At 71.7% G+C, this 14,156-nt stretch carries 12 protein-coding genes; 3 read left to right on the top strand and 9 right to left on the bottom strand.

The window, feature by feature from the left end:
• Positions 1 to 55: 55 nt before the first annotated feature.
• From ACFV6D_RS15510 to ACFV6D_RS15500, 3 genes are all read left to right on the top strand, one after another.
• Positions 56 to 982, top strand: coding sequence for an alpha/beta fold hydrolase (locus ACFV6D_RS15510; RefSeq protein ID WP_380560072.1), 927 nt, complete (start codon positions 56 to 58; stop codon positions 980 to 982).
• Positions 983 to 1,189: 207 nt separating this feature from the next.
• Positions 1,190 to 1,636 (top strand): NUDIX hydrolase, encoded by a 447-nt coding sequence (locus ACFV6D_RS15505; RefSeq protein WP_380560070.1) that lies wholly within the window; start codon positions 1,190 to 1,192, stop codon positions 1,634 to 1,636.
• Positions 1,637 to 1,850: 214 nt separating this feature from the next.
• Positions 1,851 to 2,489, top strand: a complete 639-nt coding sequence (locus ACFV6D_RS15500) for a flavin reductase family protein (RefSeq protein ID WP_063352447.1) — start codon at positions 1,851 to 1,853, stop codon at positions 2,487 to 2,489.
• Positions 2,490 to 2,510: 21 nt separating this feature from the next.
• Here the strand turns inward: ACFV6D_RS15500 and ACFV6D_RS15495 are convergent, their stop codons facing one another.
• From ACFV6D_RS15495 to ACFV6D_RS15455, 9 genes are all read right to left on the bottom strand, one after another.
• The gene (locus ACFV6D_RS15495) at positions 2,511 to 2,921 is read right to left on the bottom strand and encodes a hypothetical protein (protein WP_380560068.1); all 411 of its coding nucleotides are present in this window, start codon (positions 2,919 to 2,921) and stop codon (positions 2,511 to 2,513) included.
• A gap of 114 nt (positions 2,922 to 3,035) precedes the next feature.
• Positions 3,036 to 3,752 (bottom strand): DUF6193 family natural product biosynthesis protein, encoded by a 717-nt coding sequence (locus ACFV6D_RS15490; protein WP_380560066.1) that lies wholly within the window; start codon positions 3,750 to 3,752, stop codon positions 3,036 to 3,038.
• Between the two features lie 99 nt (positions 3,753 to 3,851).
• On the bottom strand, positions 3,852 to 4,583 hold the full coding sequence (locus ACFV6D_RS15485) for an SMI1/KNR4 family protein (RefSeq protein WP_380560064.1): 732 nt from the start codon (positions 4,581 to 4,583) through the stop codon (positions 3,852 to 3,854).
• Between the two features lie 197 nt (positions 4,584 to 4,780).
• A complete protein-coding gene (locus ACFV6D_RS15480; protein ID WP_380560062.1) occupies positions 4,781 to 6,523 on the bottom strand; it encodes an alanine--tRNA ligase-related protein in 1,743 nt (580 codons plus the stop codon).
• A gap of 115 nt (positions 6,524 to 6,638) precedes the next feature.
• Positions 6,639 to 7,049, bottom strand: coding sequence for a hypothetical protein (locus ACFV6D_RS15475; RefSeq protein ID WP_380339028.1), 411 nt, complete (start codon positions 7,047 to 7,049; stop codon positions 6,639 to 6,641).
• A 5-nt stretch (positions 7,050 to 7,054) separates the two neighbouring features.
• Entirely contained in the window at positions 7,055 to 9,592 is a 2,538-nt protein-coding gene (locus ACFV6D_RS15470) for a penicillin acylase family protein (RefSeq protein WP_380560060.1), read from the bottom strand.
• Between the two features lie 114 nt (positions 9,593 to 9,706).
• Positions 9,707 to 11,002 carry an acetyl-CoA carboxylase biotin carboxylase subunit family protein gene (locus tag ACFV6D_RS15465; RefSeq protein ID WP_380339022.1) on the bottom strand — a complete coding sequence of 432 codons (1,296 nt, stop codon included), beginning with the start codon at positions 11,000 to 11,002 and terminating at the stop codon, positions 9,707 to 9,709.
• Position 11,003: 1 nt separating this feature from the next.
• A complete protein-coding gene (locus ACFV6D_RS15460; protein WP_380339020.1) occupies positions 11,004 to 12,206 on the bottom strand; it encodes an argininosuccinate synthase-related protein in 1,203 nt (400 codons plus the stop codon).
• Positions 12,203 to 14,023, bottom strand: a complete 1,821-nt coding sequence (locus ACFV6D_RS15455; RefSeq protein WP_380339018.1) for a non-ribosomal peptide synthetase — start codon at positions 14,021 to 14,023, stop codon at positions 12,203 to 12,205. The genes ACFV6D_RS15460 and ACFV6D_RS15455 overlap by 4 nt, the downstream gene beginning before the upstream one ends.
• Positions 14,024 to 14,156: the final 133 nt, after the last annotated feature.

Genomic DNA, 14,156 nt, shown 5'->3' with positions numbered 1-14,156 from the left:
ACAAACATACCATCAAGTGCTGCTGTTTCATGCATTCCGAGCACCGGGAGGGACCATGACCAGGACCAGCGTCGGACACTTCGTCAGCGAGAAAGCCCGAACGAAGTTCCTTGAGGCCTACGACCGCGCGATGGAGCTGTGGCCCGGCCCCCGTCGGGAACTCGATGTCGAAACCAGCTACGGCACCGTCCACGTCCACCACTACGGACCCGACGGACCTGACGGACCCGACGGATCCGAAGCCGGCGAACCGATCGTGCTGCTGCACGGCCACGCCGGACACCCGTCCAACTGGTACCCGCAGATCGCCGCCCTGGGCGAACACCACCCCGTCTACGCGATCGACACGCTCGACGACCCCGGCCGCAGCGTCCAACGCGCCGTCGCGGCCGGCTCCGAGGAGAACGCGGCCTGGCTCGGCGAGGTCTTCGCCGGCCTCGGACTCGACCGCATCCACCTGGTCGGCCTCTCCTACGGTGGCTGGCTGACCCTCAACCAGGCCATCCACGCACCCGAACGCCTCGCATCGATCGCACCGATGGACCCCGGCGGCATCGAGAAGGTCCCCGCCCGGTTCTACGCCCACATGATCGGCGGCCTGTTCGGCATGCTCGCCCCGCGGCCGCTGCGCCCCGCGCTCGGACGCCTGCTCGCCAACCCCGCACTCAGCTCGCCGCCCGAGATGATCGCCCCCCTGATGCTCGGCATGCGCAGCTACAAGCCGAACACCCGCCCCGCCGCCAGGCCGTTCACCGACGAGGAACTGAGCTCCATCCGCCTGCCCACCCTCGTCCTGCTGGGCAAGCGCAGCGCCCTGCTCCGCCCGCGCCACGTCCTCCAGCGGGTCACCGCGCTGATCCCGGGAGTCCGGGCCGAGATCGTGCAACGAGCCGGCCACGGCCTCAACCTGGAACGCCCCGACCTGGTCAACGAACACCTGCTGCAGTTCATCACCTCCACCCGGCAGGAGACCCGGAGCTGACGGTCGGCCTCCGCCGCCGGGTTGGTGGGTGACGGCGGGCCGTCGTAGGTGGGGAAGATCCCGCCGGTCCTTTTGTGGGAGCGCGGCAGGGCGCGCCCACACGGACATGATCAAGCTTCCGGTCTGGCATCGTGAGCAGGATCTCGAACTGGCCGAGCAGTACGTCCGTGCGGCCATCAAGATCAGCGACCATCACGAGGAGCTGTTGTGACCACCGCCTCTCCCTCCCCGTCTCCTGAGTTCGCGGCCCGGCTCGCGGCCGACGCTGAATCCGCAGGCATCACCGGCTTCGTCGCCGCCGCCGTGATCAACCACGAAGGTCGGGTCCTGCTCGTGCGTCGCAACCCCGGCGACTACCTGGGCGGCCTGTGGGAGGTTCCCTCCGGGACGGTCGAAGAGGGGGAGGGGATTCTGGGCGCCCTGCACCGCGAGACCAGCGAGGAGACTGGTCTGACGATCCATCAGATTATCGGCTACGTCGGCCACTTCGACTACCGGAACAGTCGAGGCGGCACCACTCGCCAGTTCAACTTCGCCGTCACCGTGGAGAAGGCCGAGCCCGTCGTCCTCACCGAGCACGACGCCTACCAGTGGGCCCTACCCGGCGAGTTGCCCGAGGTGAGTGACGCCGTGCGCGAGTTGCTCGCTCGCTGACACGCGCCGCGGAGGTCGCGGAAGGGCTGCCCTCGACTGGGTGGCCCTTCTGCTCGTTTCACGCGGTTGAACAGCGTGTTCGCCGACTCGCCACCCCCGAAATGCGGTGTCGCGTTTCCGCCAGCGCCGGTGTCCCGCTCGCGAGAGAGTCGGCGACGGTTCGTGTTCCTGATCGCGGACCTGCTCGTCTGGCACTTCGCGAAAGGCACAGCGCATGCACGTCGTCCCCGGGCTCAAGGTCCTGTACTTCGGAACTCCGGTGGTGCTGATCAGCTCACTCAACGAGGACGGTACGGCGAACCTCGCGCCGATGTCCTCGGTGTGGTGGCTGGGCCAGTCCTGCATGCTCGGTCTCGGCAACAACGGCCAGACCACCGCGAACCTGCTGCGAGAAGGCGAGTGCGTGCTCAACCTGCCCTCGTCGGCGATGGTCGATGCCGTCGACCGGATCGCGCTCACCACCGGGAAGCCGACCGTGGCGGACTACAAGGTGAAGCAGGGCTACCGGTACGAGCCGGACAAGTTCTCGGTCGCACAGCTGACCGAACAGGCGTCGGACCTGGTCCGAGCCCCCAGGGTCGCGGAATGCCCGGTCCAGCTGGAGTGCAAGGTCGTCTCGGCCCACCCCTTCGGCGGTCCCGAGCCGCACGCCACCGCCTTCGAGGTCGAGGTCCTTCGCGCCCATGTCGAGGAGGACCTCGTCATCCCCGGGACGCACTACGTGGACCCGCTCGGCTGGGACCCGCTGATCATGAAGTTCTGCGAGTTCTTCGGCGGGGGAGACAACGTTCACCCGTCGAGGCTCGCCGAGGGCTGGAACATGCCGCACCAGCTCCAGTCGGCGACCGTCTGAACTGCTCTTTTGTTCGTCCTCCTACCAGAGGGTGGCCGGCCCCGAGAGGACCCAGCCGGCGTCGGTGGGCTTGACCCAGAAGCTCAATGACACCTCGATGATCCGTGCGCGGTAGGTGATCTCGACGTAGAAACCGGTGCCTTCGTGGCCCCAGTGGAAGTCCGCGAGATCGAGTTCGCGGAGCCAGGACAAGTCCTGGTCCCACCCGTCGGCAGCAGGGCTGCCGTTTGTCTCGTCCTTGTCCTCGTCCTTGTCCTCGTCGGCGTTCGTCTCGACCGAGCCGGCCCATAGTGACTTGAGCACATGCCGGACCGAGGTGTGATCGACGAGTTCCACGGCCTCGGGGATCCGCTCGGTTCGGAGCAGACTGAAGTAGCGACAGACGACTGCTTCGACGTCGGCTTTGGCAGGGCGCTCCGTCCAGATCTTCACCGTGGGATCTTAAGGGAGCGTCGGACGGATCTCGCCCTCAGCACGGGAAGTCGGCCGGTCCGACTTCCCGTGCTGCGAAAGCCCCATGTGCTGCCTGCGCTCCTCCGCGTCGCTTCAGCGCGCCGGCCCGATCCCCTCCGGGAGGGCGGCCACCACGAGGGCGACGGCTTCCTCCGGCGTCTCGGTGCGCGCGAGCAGCTCGCCGTCGTTCCATACCCCGTACAGCCCCTCGTCGTACGGGCAGATGACGTACCCGATCCGGGCCTTCCTCCTCCAGAACTCCTCGACACTGGTGGAGAACCAGAGGTTGAAGTGGCTGTTGACCGGCATCAGCTGCCGGAGCACCGGCTGGGCGTACGCCGCCGCCAGCAGCGCGTGGGCACGCGGGTGCCGGTCGTATGGCGGGTTGTGGACGCGGTCGAGCTTGACGAGCCACGTCAACTCGACGGCACCGAACGGCTCCCGCTCGTGGGCGAGGGCCCAGGGCCTGAAGCGGATGAACGGGGCGCGCGCCCGGGTCTCCTCAAGCCCCGCGCCGCCCGTCCACGCCGCCGTCGCCCTGACCACTTCGGCCAGGTCCGAGGTCCACCCACAGGCCAGGGGCGCACGGTAGCCCTGGAGTCTCACCCGGAAGGTCCGCTGCCCCTCGTCGGGCGGACACACCACCACGCGCCGGCCGCTCCCCGCGTCGACGTACTCCGCGAGTCGACCCCACCGCCCGTCCAACTCGGGCAGGGCGAGCCCGAGTTCCTCGGCGGTACGCCCCAGCGCAGCCTGGAGGGCCCCGTCATCGTCCCAGCCACCCTCGCCAAGCCCCGCCTCGAAGTTCATCACCCCAGTCTGCCCACATCACTGCCGCCTGGTGGCCGTTTCTTGCCGATAACCACTGCCATGGCCTCGGCGATGACGGGCGCCTTCGTGGTAGGTGGGCTACCGACCGCGGCGGTTGTCCTCCCAGTCGTCGAACCAGCGGAGCCAGATGGGCGTGCCGACACCGCGGTGCCACTGGTTGCGAGCGGCTTCCTCCAGCTCCGGGGTCGTCAGACCCTCCTCGTGTTCCAGCCAGTCGATGTACCACTCACCGAAGCCGGCCGGTCGTCCCGCATCCGTCAGCAGCGGGCTGAGGCGATCGCAGGTCGGCCGCCCGTCGAACCACATGCTGCCGCGGTCCGAACCGCTGATGATGAGCAGGGTGCTGAAGTTGTGGCCATGGCCCGCCAGAAACACACCGCCCGTGACCCGGTCCCGCTCCGCCGCCTCCACGGCCTCGTTCCGAGCGTCCCGGGCGGCCGCGAAGTCGGCAGGGTCGGCATAATCCTCTTCCCGCACGAACTTCTCCCACACCTCGTCACTCGCCGCCAGTGCGGTGTCGTGATCGGGGAACGGCACGTGCAGCCGCTCCAGTTGGGTGTCCGCGTCCCCTGCCCAGTGCCACCCGTGGGGTCCCTGCCGCAACTCCCTGGGCCACCGCCCACCCGCACTCACCCGCAGCAGGAACTCCCGGTAGTCCGCCGGAAACGTGATCCCGAACTGCCGCTCCGCCTCCACCACCTGGATTTCGGCCAGCGGCGCAGCCAGCTCATCCCCCGCCCCGCTCCACGCCTGCTCCTCGCGCACCGCGAGTACCCGCCCCCGGACGTCGTCCCAGTCAATGCTCCGCATGATCGGCCAGGATATGACCTTGGTGTTTTATGGCCATGGCGGCAGGGGTGTATGTGTGAGTCGGGACTCGGAGGTGGGGTGTGAGCAAGGACGAGGGTGTGGTCCTGCTGAAGGAGCTGGCGGACTGAACGGAGGCGGTGCGGGCTGTCGACCCCCCTGGTGAAGGGGGCCGACAGCCCGTGTCGGGTGGACTGGCCCTACTGGCCGAGGAGTCGGGTCGCGTCCTGGGCGGCGAGGGCGAGGGCCTTGTCGAGGGCTTCGGTGTTACGTCCGCCGGCGTTGGCGATGGGGCCCTTGCCGCCGGCTCCGCCGCCGACGGCGCGGGCGGCCGCGGTGAGGAGTCGGCCGGCCTGAGTGCCGGTGGCGTGGAGGCTGCGGGTGATGGCGGCGGCGAGGAGGGCCTTGCTGTTGTGTTCGGTGCCGAGGATGACGATGGCGTGCTCGCTGCCGAGGAGGTCGGCGGTGTTGGTGGCGAGGGTGCGGAGTTCGTCCGGGCCGAGGCCGGTCACCTTCTCGGTGACGATCCGGCCGCCGGGGACGGTGCGGGCGGTGGCGGCGAGTTGCTGGGCGCGGGTGTGGAGCTCGGTTTCGCGGAGGCGGGCGAGTTCCTGTTGGGCGGTGGTGAGGGCGCCGAGGCGCTTGCGGAGGGCGTCGGGGGCGTCGTGTGGGCGGGTGCCGAGGAGGGTGGAGAGTTCTTCGAGGAGGCGGCGTTCGGTGTCGTGGTAGGTGAGGGCGTCGCGGCCGGTGAGGGCTTCGATGCGGCGCAGGTTGGAGCCGACGGAGGCTTCGCCGAGGATGCGGACGGGGCCGGCGTTCGATCCGTGGGGGACGTGGGTGCCGCCGCAGAGTTCGCGGGAGAAGTCGCCGATGTCGACGATGCGGACGTGGTCGCCGTACTTCTCGCCGAACAGGGCGGTGGCGCCGGCGGCCTCGGCTTCGGAGCGGGAGGCGTGCCAGATGCGGACTTCGGGGTCGTCGAGGAGGTGGTCGTTGACGAGGGCCTGGATGACGGCGAGCTGGGCGGGGTCGACGGCGGAGAAGTGGGCGAAGTCGAAGCGCAGGCGGCCGGCGTTGACGAGGGAGCCGTGCTGGCGGGCGTGGTCGCCGAGGGTGCGGCGGAGCATGGCGTGCAGGACGTGGGTGGCGGAGTGGGAGCGGGCGACGGCGCCGCGGCGCGGGCCGTCGACGAGGGCTTCGGCCTGCTCGCCGGTGCGGATCTCGCCTTCGCGGATGCGGACGGTGTGGATGTGGAAGCCCTCCAGGCCGAGCCTGGTGTCCAGGACGTCGAGGAGCGCACCGTCGGTGGTGCGGATGGTGCCGGTGTCGCCGACCTGGCCGCCGGACTCGGCGTAGAACGGGCTGCGGTCCAGGACCAGTTCGAGCGTGCTGCCCTGGTCGGCGCCGGGCACGACGGTGCCGTCGGCGATGAGGCCGAGGACGGTGGCCTCGGTGCCGAGGCGGTCGTAGCCGGTGAAGTCGGTGCGGCCGTGGCGGGAGGACAGCTCGCGGTAGGCGTCCTGGCGGCACAGGGCCTCGGCGGTCTTGGCCTTGCCGCCGGTCTTGGCGCGCTTCTGCTGCTCGGCGAGCAGGGTGGTGAAGCGGTCCTCGTCGACGGTCAGTCCGGCGTCGCGGGCGGCCTCGATGGTGAGCTCGACGGGGAAGCCGTAGGTGTCGTGCAGTTCGAAGGCGGTCTCCCCGGTGAGGGTGGTGGATCGGTTGTCGCGGCTGCGGGTGACGGCGGCGTTGAGCAGCCGGGTGCCCTGGGTGAGGGTGCGGGTGAAGGACTCCTCCTCGGCGGTGACGACCTGCTCGATGAGGCTTGCCTGGTGGGTGAGTTCGGGCCAGACGTCGCCGAGGTTGGCGATGACGCTGGTGGTGGCGGGGGCGAGGACGGGGTGGTCGATGCCGAGCAGGCGGGCGTGGCGGATCGCGCGGCGCATCAGGCGGCGCGTTCGCTCGGAGTTGTCCTTCAGAGCAAAACCGAGAGCACGGAACGGCGATGGCCCGGGCCGCTGTGCGGGCCGGGCCGTCGTTTGCCTTGGTGGGGGGGTGGGGTCAGGGGGTGGGGCGGAGGGTGGCGGTGGTGGTGCGGGCTAGCCAGACGCCTAGGAGGGCTTGGAGGAGGCTGATCAGGAGGGTGGCGGTGATCATCAGGGAGGCGAGGGGTGGGAGGCCGGCGAGGGCGGCGAGGGTGCGGGCGGTGCCGGCTACGGCTTCGCCGGTGGCGGTGCGCCAGAGGAGGGGGGTGGCCCAGCCGGCGAGGGCGGCTGTGGTGGCGGTGAGGACGGCGGTGCGGGCTCGTTGGCCGCGCAGGGCGGTGGTGGTGCCGAGGGCGAGGCCGCAGAGGAAGGGGAGGTACCAGAGGGACCAGAGGGAGCCGAGGGCTATGACGGTGGTGGCAGTGAGGGTGAGGAGGAGGGGGAGGAGGGGACGGAAGGTGGGGGAGTGGTGTTGGGGGGTCGTCATGGTGGTCAGGCTCCCGGTCGCAGGGTCCACACCTTGGTGGAGGCGGGTTGGTCGGCGGCCATCAGGAGCGGAGGGTTCCGGCCCTCCCACCAGTAGGGGATGAAGTTCCGGTACCAGGGTGAGGCCGGGTTCTCGCTCTGGCCGCCGGGGTAGACGGCCTGCGCGGTGGCGGTGTCCGGGCCCTTCCAGTCGACGACCATGCGCCAGCTCGGGCCGAAGGTGGAGTTCATGCCGCCGTCGGCTGCGTTGACCGTCCAGCGGTCGCCCTCGGCGGGCTTGGGGCCGTAGCCGAGGGCTTCGGCGCCGGTGAGGGAGGGGATCTGCCGGGTGTGGACGCGGTCCCAGGTCCAGGTGGCGGGGTCGTTGCCGAGGTCCTGGGACAGTTCGGAGACGGCCTGGGCGAACGCGGTCCGCATGGCGTCCGTCGCGGTGCGGGTCGGGCCGCCGGGGGAGGTGAAGGCCGGGTTGGTCGGGTCGTGCAGGGTCCAGGCTTCGAGGTTCTCGTCGAGGCTGGGCAGTGCGCTGGAGACCTTGAGGTACAGGCGGTCGCGTTCGACCGGCACCTTGGCGTGGTCCCACCAGGGCTGGAAGGTGGTCTCCAGGTAGTCGTTCCAGAAGGTCCACCAGATCGGCCCGCCGGCGACGCCGGGTTTCATGGTGTGGTCCCAGCGGTTCAGGACGTCGAGGGCGGCCTGTTGGCGGGGGTCGAGCTTCTGGTCGGCCAGGGCGGTCTTCAGGTGCGGCAGGATGACGGTGGCGAGGTAGTCCGTGACGTCGTTCTGCAGGGTGGTGAAGTCCGCGCTGGTCATCGCCTGGTGGCTCTCCAGGTACTGGTAGATCCGGTTGGCCCGGTAGCCGTTGTCGAAGGCGTTGAGCGTGGTGCCGATGTAGTACGGGTAGTCGGCGGAGACGGGGCGCTGGTTGGCCGTCGCGACCACGTGGTTCGGCGGGTTGTGGACCTGCGGGGTGGCGTCGAAGGGGATGGCGCCGACCACGTCGTACTCGCCGGTGCCGGGCATCGGGAACCAGGGGTTGCCGCCCTTGGTGAGGGGGAAGTACCCGGCGGCGACCACGCCGATGTTGCCGCCGCCGTCGGCGTAGGCGAAGTTGAGCGTGGGGGCGTGCCAGTCGGCGAGCGCGGTGCGGAACTCCTGGTAGTCGCGGGCCTTGTTGACGGAGAGCAGGACGGCCAGGTCGGGGGAGGGGATGTTGCCCATCCAGCTGACCGAGGTGGTCTGCCCGGCCCTGGTCAGGACCGGCCCGTGCACGGTGAGGTCCACGGCGAGGTGTTCGGTGTCGCCGCCCCGGACCGGGATGGTGTACTCCACCCGCTGCATCGGGTGCCACGCGTTGTTCCAGAAGTACTGGCCGGGGTGGTCGGGGCTGGTCTGCTCGCTGTAGAAGACCGTCGACTGGTTCTGCCCGTCCGTCAGGGACCAGGAGATGTTGGCGTTGCGGCCGATCAGCACGCCGGGCATGCCGGCCATGCTGGCGCCGGTGACGTCGGTCTCCGGCGAGGACAGCGCGATCTGGTACCAGTACGAGGGCAGGGTCATCGGCAGGTGCGGGTCGCCGGCGAGCATCGCGTTGCCGCCCGCCACGGCCGGGCCGTTCGCCGCCCAGGCGTTGCTGTCCGGGAAGGTGTGGACCTGGGTGGCCGGGAGCGCGCGGATGGTGTCCAGCAGGGCGTGGGCCGCGGTCGCCTCCCCGGCGGGGTCGGGCTTCCCGCTGGGGGCGACGGGCGCGGGGCGCGGCTCCGACCGGTTGGCGGCGGCTTGGCCGTCGGGCCCGGCGGTGTTGACGTTCGCGGGCAGCGGCGCGATGCCGAGGTCGCGGTACGGCCCGACGTCGTACGGCCGCTGGTCGTTGGGCGCGTGGACCGGGAACCAGTCCATGGTGCGCTCCTCGCCGAGGGACTCCCGGAAGATCGCGTAGTCCAGCGGGGTGCTGGTGAAGTCCATGCTCTGGGTGAGGAGTTCCTGGATGACCAGGCTGTCGACCGGCGTCCAGTCGGCCGGGTAGACCCCGGTGAGGGAGAAGATCGCCGGCCACTGCCCGTTGTGGCGCAGCTCGGAGATCCAGGCGTTGATCCCCCGGGTGTAGCTGGTGAGGGCGCGGCCCGCCGGGCTGTCGGGCGCGGTGGCGGCCCACGTGGCCTCGGCGGTGCGCAGGAGTCCCATCTGGAGTTCGAAGCGGTCGGACTCGACGCTCCCGGGCCCGTTGAGTTCCGCCAGGCGTCCGCGCCCGGCGCGCCGCTCAAGGTCGAGCTGGGCGAGCCGGAAGCGGGCGTGCAGGTAGCCCTGGGCCTGGAACAGGTCGGTGTCGGAGGCGGCCTTGACGGCGGGGACGCCGTTGTCGTCGAAGGCGACCGTCACCGGCGCGTTCAGGCCCGCCAGGGTGAGGGTCTCGGTGTGCGGGAGTTCGGCGCCGGCGGCGGAGTCCCACGCCCCGGCCCCGGGGACGAGGGCGGTTCCGAGGGCCGGGATGGGCCCGATGCCCAGCGCGAGCAGCGCGAGGACCAGGGCGGAGACTACGGCTGCCACCGCCGCGTGGGTGGCTGTGCGTATGCGCCGCGGCAAGTTGACTCCAGGGGTGCGAGGTTGGGCGGGTGCGGTGGGGCGAGGGGGGTGATACCGGGGCCGGGGCTCAGGGCGCCGTCAGGACCAGAAGTCGGCCATCGTGCGGTGGATGCCCTCGACGGTGGCCCGGAGCTCGGGGTGCCCGGGGGCCGAGCCGTAGACGGTGCCGATCAGCCACTCGGTGCCGGCCCGCCAGTCGGCCCGCCAGGACGGGTCGATCCGGGCGTCCACCAGGTCCACCCCGGGGAGGTGCTGGAGGCCGTCGAGCACCTCGGCGGGGCCGGGGGCGAGGCCGTCGGCGGGCGGGGAGAGGAAGTACTGGAACGCCACCTTCGGGCAGCCTGCGCCCAGGGCGAGCACCGGCTCGGGCGGGTCGAACGCGCCGAGTGCCAGCCGGAGGGCGAGGACGAGCAGGTCCGTCCCGGCGGAGCGCTTGAGGACGTCCGAGACGTGCCCGCCCAGGCGGCCGTTGACCTCGATCAGCCGCGGCCCGTCGGGGGTGAACTTGATCTCGGTGTGGGTGACGCCCTCGCGGATGCCGAGCGCCCGCAGCGCGCGCTGCTCCAGGGCCACGACCTCGTCGGCCAGGCCGGCGGGGAGCAGGGCCGGGGTGAAGTAGCCGGTCTCCCGGAACGGGGGAGCCAGTGGCAGCTTGCCGGTGACCGCGACGGTGCGGATCTCGCCGTCGCGGATCGCGGACTCGACCGAGACGTAGTCGCCCCAGAACTCCCCCACCACGGTGGGGTCGCTGACCAGGTACTCCTCCAGCACGAACACCGCCGGGCTCGCCGCGCCCTCGGTGAACTCGGCGTACCGGTCGGCTAGTTCGGCGGCGCTGCGGACCAGGCAGGTGTCCACGCTGCCGGCCCCCGAGCGGGGCTTGAGGACGGCGGGCAGCCCGGTCGCGGCGAGGGCCGGGCCGAGGTCGGCGGCGGAGTGGACCGTCCGGCAGGCGGTGGCCTGTACGCCCGCCGCCGCCAGGGCCTCGCGCTGGCGGAACTTGTCGACCAGGACCTCGACGGTGGCCCGGTCGTGGAACGGCAGGCCGCACCGCGCGGCCACGGCGGCCGCCGTCCGGAGCAGGTGGTCACTGAAGGTGATCACTCCGGCGGCGCCGAACTCGGCGGCCCGGTCGCACAGTTGCTCCTCGGTCAGGCCGGCCGTGTCCACCACGGTGGCCGACTTCGGCAGCTGGGCCAGGTCGGCGGCCACCTTCGGGTCGCCGAGGTCGCCGAGGAAGACCGCCGTGCACAGCCGCCGCCCGGCGGTCAGGACCCCGCGCGCGGTGGCCGATCCCCGGCCGTAGACGACCAGCAGCACCGGGGGAGAAAGGGACGCCGGGGACGAAGGGGGCGCCGGGTTCGAGCCGCCCATGTCAGCGCTCCTGCGGCTGGTTCGGGCTGAACGCCGCGCGCTCGGCGGCGACGGAGCGGTGCTCCCAGGCCTCCCGGTCGCGCAGGTAGAGCGGCCGGTCGGCGACGATGGCCCGGGTCTCGGCCGAGCCCGCCGAGAGCCGCCACCGCACCGAGCCGGTGACGGGCGCCGAGCAGACCTCGATGAACGCCTGGCTGGCCCGGCGCAGTTCGCCGAACCAGCGGCCCTCCAGCGCCTCGCGGACCCACAGCTGCTCCTGGTTCAGCTTCTCCCGCAGCAGCTCGGCGGAGAGGGTGGCCGTCTCCAGGTGGCGGCGCGAGCGCAGCAGCAGCCAGGCGGCGGGCATCTCGCGGATCTCCAGCACCTTCGGGCCGTGGCCCAGGTGTTCGAGCCCGCTGTACCGGCCGAGGCCGTGCGCGCCGACCAGGTGGTTGAGGGTGTCGATCAGCTCGGTCAGCGGCAGCCGGCGGCCGTCCACCGCGACCGGACGGCCGGCCTCGAAGGCGACCTCGACGGCCTCCGGGGCCTCGGCGGGGCGCAGCGCGCTCCACTGGTAGAGCCGCTCGGGCACGGCGTGGTCCTCGGGGTCGTCGAGGATCCCGGACTCGAACTCCCGGCACCACAGGTTGGAGTCGCCGCTGACCAGCCGCTCGCTCAGCTGCTCCAGGCCGGCTTCCTTGAGCTCGTGCATCTTCTGGTCCCGGTCCACCGGGTCCAGGTCGTACGGGCTGCCGTAGCGCCCGGCGAAGCCGAGCAGTTCGAGGGCGCCGTTGAGCCGGCGCAGGGTGTTCTGGGAGCGGTTGGCGGTGTGCAGCACGGTGGTGGCGCCGAGTTCGCGGGCGGTGTCGACGGCGACCTTGGCGATCAGCGGGCGGCTGAGCGAGGAGCTGACCGGGTGGGTGTCGAGGTAGACGGCGTGCGCGGCGATGGCCGGGCGGACGTAGTCCTCGGCGAACTCCTGCCGGCCGTCGACCAGGTGCAGCCGGATGCCGAGCCGGTCGGCGATGCGCTGCTTGTGCTCGCTGCTCTCGTCCTCGCCGAGGTCGACGCTGACGGCGTGGACGTTGCGGGCGCCGGCCCGGGCCAGGCGGTGCAGCAGGTAGCTGCTGTCCAGCCCGCCGCTGAACAGGGTGACGACGGGGGCCGACGGATCGCGGGCGATCGCGTCGAGCTCGCCGAAGGAACGGACGACCTGGGGAGTCACCGCGATCCCTCCGTTCCCTGCTCGGCCAGGGCGGCGGTGAAGGCCGTCACCGTGGGCTCGTCGTACATCAGGTGCATCGGGACCTCGACGCCGAGCAGCGTCTCCAGCCTGCGGGTGGCGCGGACCACCTTGAAGGAGTCCCCGCCGATCTCGAAGAAGTCGTCGTCCGGGCCGATGGCGGGCAGTCCGAGGACCTCGCACCAGACCGTGGAGACGGTGGCGGCCACGCCGTCGCCGGGCGGTGCTTGCGGTTCGTCGGTGACGGTGGGCAGGACGGCCCCGGCCCGCTCGGTCAGCAGGGCGCGGTCCAGCTTGCCGTTGGCGGTCAGCGGCATCGAGTCGACGGTGGCCAGCGACGCCGGGACCATGTACGAGGGCAGGGCGCCGCGCAGCGTCTCGCGCACGGCGGCGGTGACGCTCGCGGGCTCGGCGCCGGGTGCGAGCACCAGGAAGCCGACCAGCCGGGCGTCGCTGCCGCGGCCGTGGGCCACCACGGCCGCCTGCCGGACCTCGGGCACCCGCAGGGCGGCGGACTCGATCTCGCCCAGTTCGATCCGGTAGCCGCGGATCTTCACCTGGAGGTCGACCCGGCCCAGGAACTCCAGGCCGCCCACCGGGTGGGTACGGACCAGGTCGCCCGAGCGGTAGAGCGGGCCGGGGCCGTCGCCGAGGTGGTCCGGGACGAAGCGCTCCGCGGTGAGCTCGGGCCGGTTGAGGTAGCCGAGGGCGAGGCCCTCGCCGCCGATGTAGAGCTCGCCGGGCTCGCCGTCCGGCACGGGCTTGCCGTCCTCGTCGAGGATCCACAGGGTGGTGTCCTCGATGGCCGGGCCGATGTAGACGGTGTCCAGGCCGGGGTCGCGCGGGGGCACCCAGGCGGTGCAGTAGATGGTGCACTCGCTCGGCCCGTAGAGGTTGGTGAGCGGCGCGGTGGACTGGGCGTGGAAGCGGCGGACCAGCTCGGGCGCGAGCGGCTCGCCGCCGGTGAGGACGCGCCGCAGGCCGTCGAAGCGCTCCTCGGGCCCGCGGGCCAGCAGGAACAGCTCCAGCAGCGAGACCACGCAGTAGAAGATGGTGATGTCGGCCGCGCGGATGGTCTCGGCGAGGTAGTCGGCGTCGCGCTGGCGGCCGGGGGCGGCGATGACGATGGTGGTGCCGGTGATCAGCGGCCAGTACACCTCGATCAGGAACATGTCGAAGCTGCACGCGGTGTGGTGCAGCATCCGGTCGTCCGGGCCGAGTCCGTGGCCGCGCTGGAGCGCCCGCAGGCGGGTGGTCACCGCGCGGTGCGGGATCAGCGAGGCCTTCGGCCGGCCGGTGGAGCCGGAGGTGTAGATGACGACCGCGGGCTGCTCGGCGAGGTCGGCCGCCGGCTCGAACGGGACGGCCGGGCGGGCCGCCGCGCACTCGTCGACGGTGACGATCTCGGTGCCCGTCAACTCGGGGAAGCGGGAGCGCAGTTCGGGGGTGGTGATCAGCAGCCGGGGCGTGCAGTCGGCCAGCATGTCGAGGGTGCGGGCGACCGGGTCGTTGACGTCGAAGGCGACCTGGGCGGCGCCGGCCAGGATCACCCCGGCCACGGCGACCACGAAGTCGGCCGAGCGCTCCAGGTAGACCGCGACCCGCTCGCCCGGGCGCACCCCCCGCTCGCGCAGCAGCGAGGCGACCCGCACGGTGCGGTCCCTGAGCTCGCCCGCGAGCAGGACCCGGTCGCCGTCGACCACGGCGGGCTGCGCCGGGTCGGCCTCCCAGCGGGAGAGCAGCAGGGTGTCGAGCCGTCGTTCGCCGTCGTCGAGAATCGTGGCCGTAGAGCTAGCCATGGAGGTTGTGTCCAATCGGTGTGGTCGGTGCAGGGGCGTCCCGGCGGCCGGGGGCCGCCCGGGCGCCGGGTGGTTGTCTGGGGGGCGTGCGCCCACGCGGAGGATCCCGAACACGAGGGCTCCGGGGCCCCGG

The sequence above is a fragment of the Kitasatospora sp. NPDC059812 genome, assembly GCF_042732075.1.
GTDB lineage: Bacteria > Actinomycetota > Actinomycetes > Streptomycetales > Streptomycetaceae > Kitasatospora.
The sequence above is the reverse complement of the archived record's forward strand: the minus strand, read 5'-3'. Positions and strand labels throughout refer to the sequence as shown.

Excerpts from the sequence above, each read along its gene's own strand:
- ACFV6D_RS15510 (WP_380560072.1), top strand. The coding sequence starts at position 56 with ATGACCAGGACCAGCGTCGGACACTTCGTCAGCGAGAAAGCCCGAACG.
- ACFV6D_RS15500 (WP_063352447.1), top strand. The coding sequence starts at position 1,851 with ATGCACGTCGTCCCCGGGCTCAAGGTCCTGTACTTCGGAACTCCGGTG.
- ACFV6D_RS15490 (WP_380560066.1), bottom strand. The coding sequence starts at position 3,752 with ATGAACTTCGAGGCGGGGCTTGGCGAGGGTGGCTGGGACGATGACGGG.
- ACFV6D_RS15485 (WP_380560064.1), bottom strand. The coding sequence starts at position 4,583 with ATGCGGAGCATTGACTGGGACGACGTCCGGGGGCGGGTACTCGCGGTG.
- ACFV6D_RS15480 (WP_380560062.1), bottom strand. The coding sequence starts at position 6,523 with ATGCGCCGCGCGATCCGCCACGCCCGCCTGCTCGGCATCGACCACCCC.
- ACFV6D_RS15475 (WP_380339028.1), bottom strand. The coding sequence starts at position 7,049 with ATGACGACCCCCCAACACCACTCCCCCACCTTCCGTCCCCTCCTCCCC.
- ACFV6D_RS15465 (WP_380339022.1), bottom strand. The coding sequence starts at position 11,002 with ATGGGCGGCTCGAACCCGGCGCCCCCTTCGTCCCCGGCGTCCCTTTCT.
- ACFV6D_RS15455 (WP_380339018.1), bottom strand. The coding sequence starts at position 14,023 with ATGGCTAGCTCTACGGCCACGATTCTCGACGACGGCGAACGACGGCTC.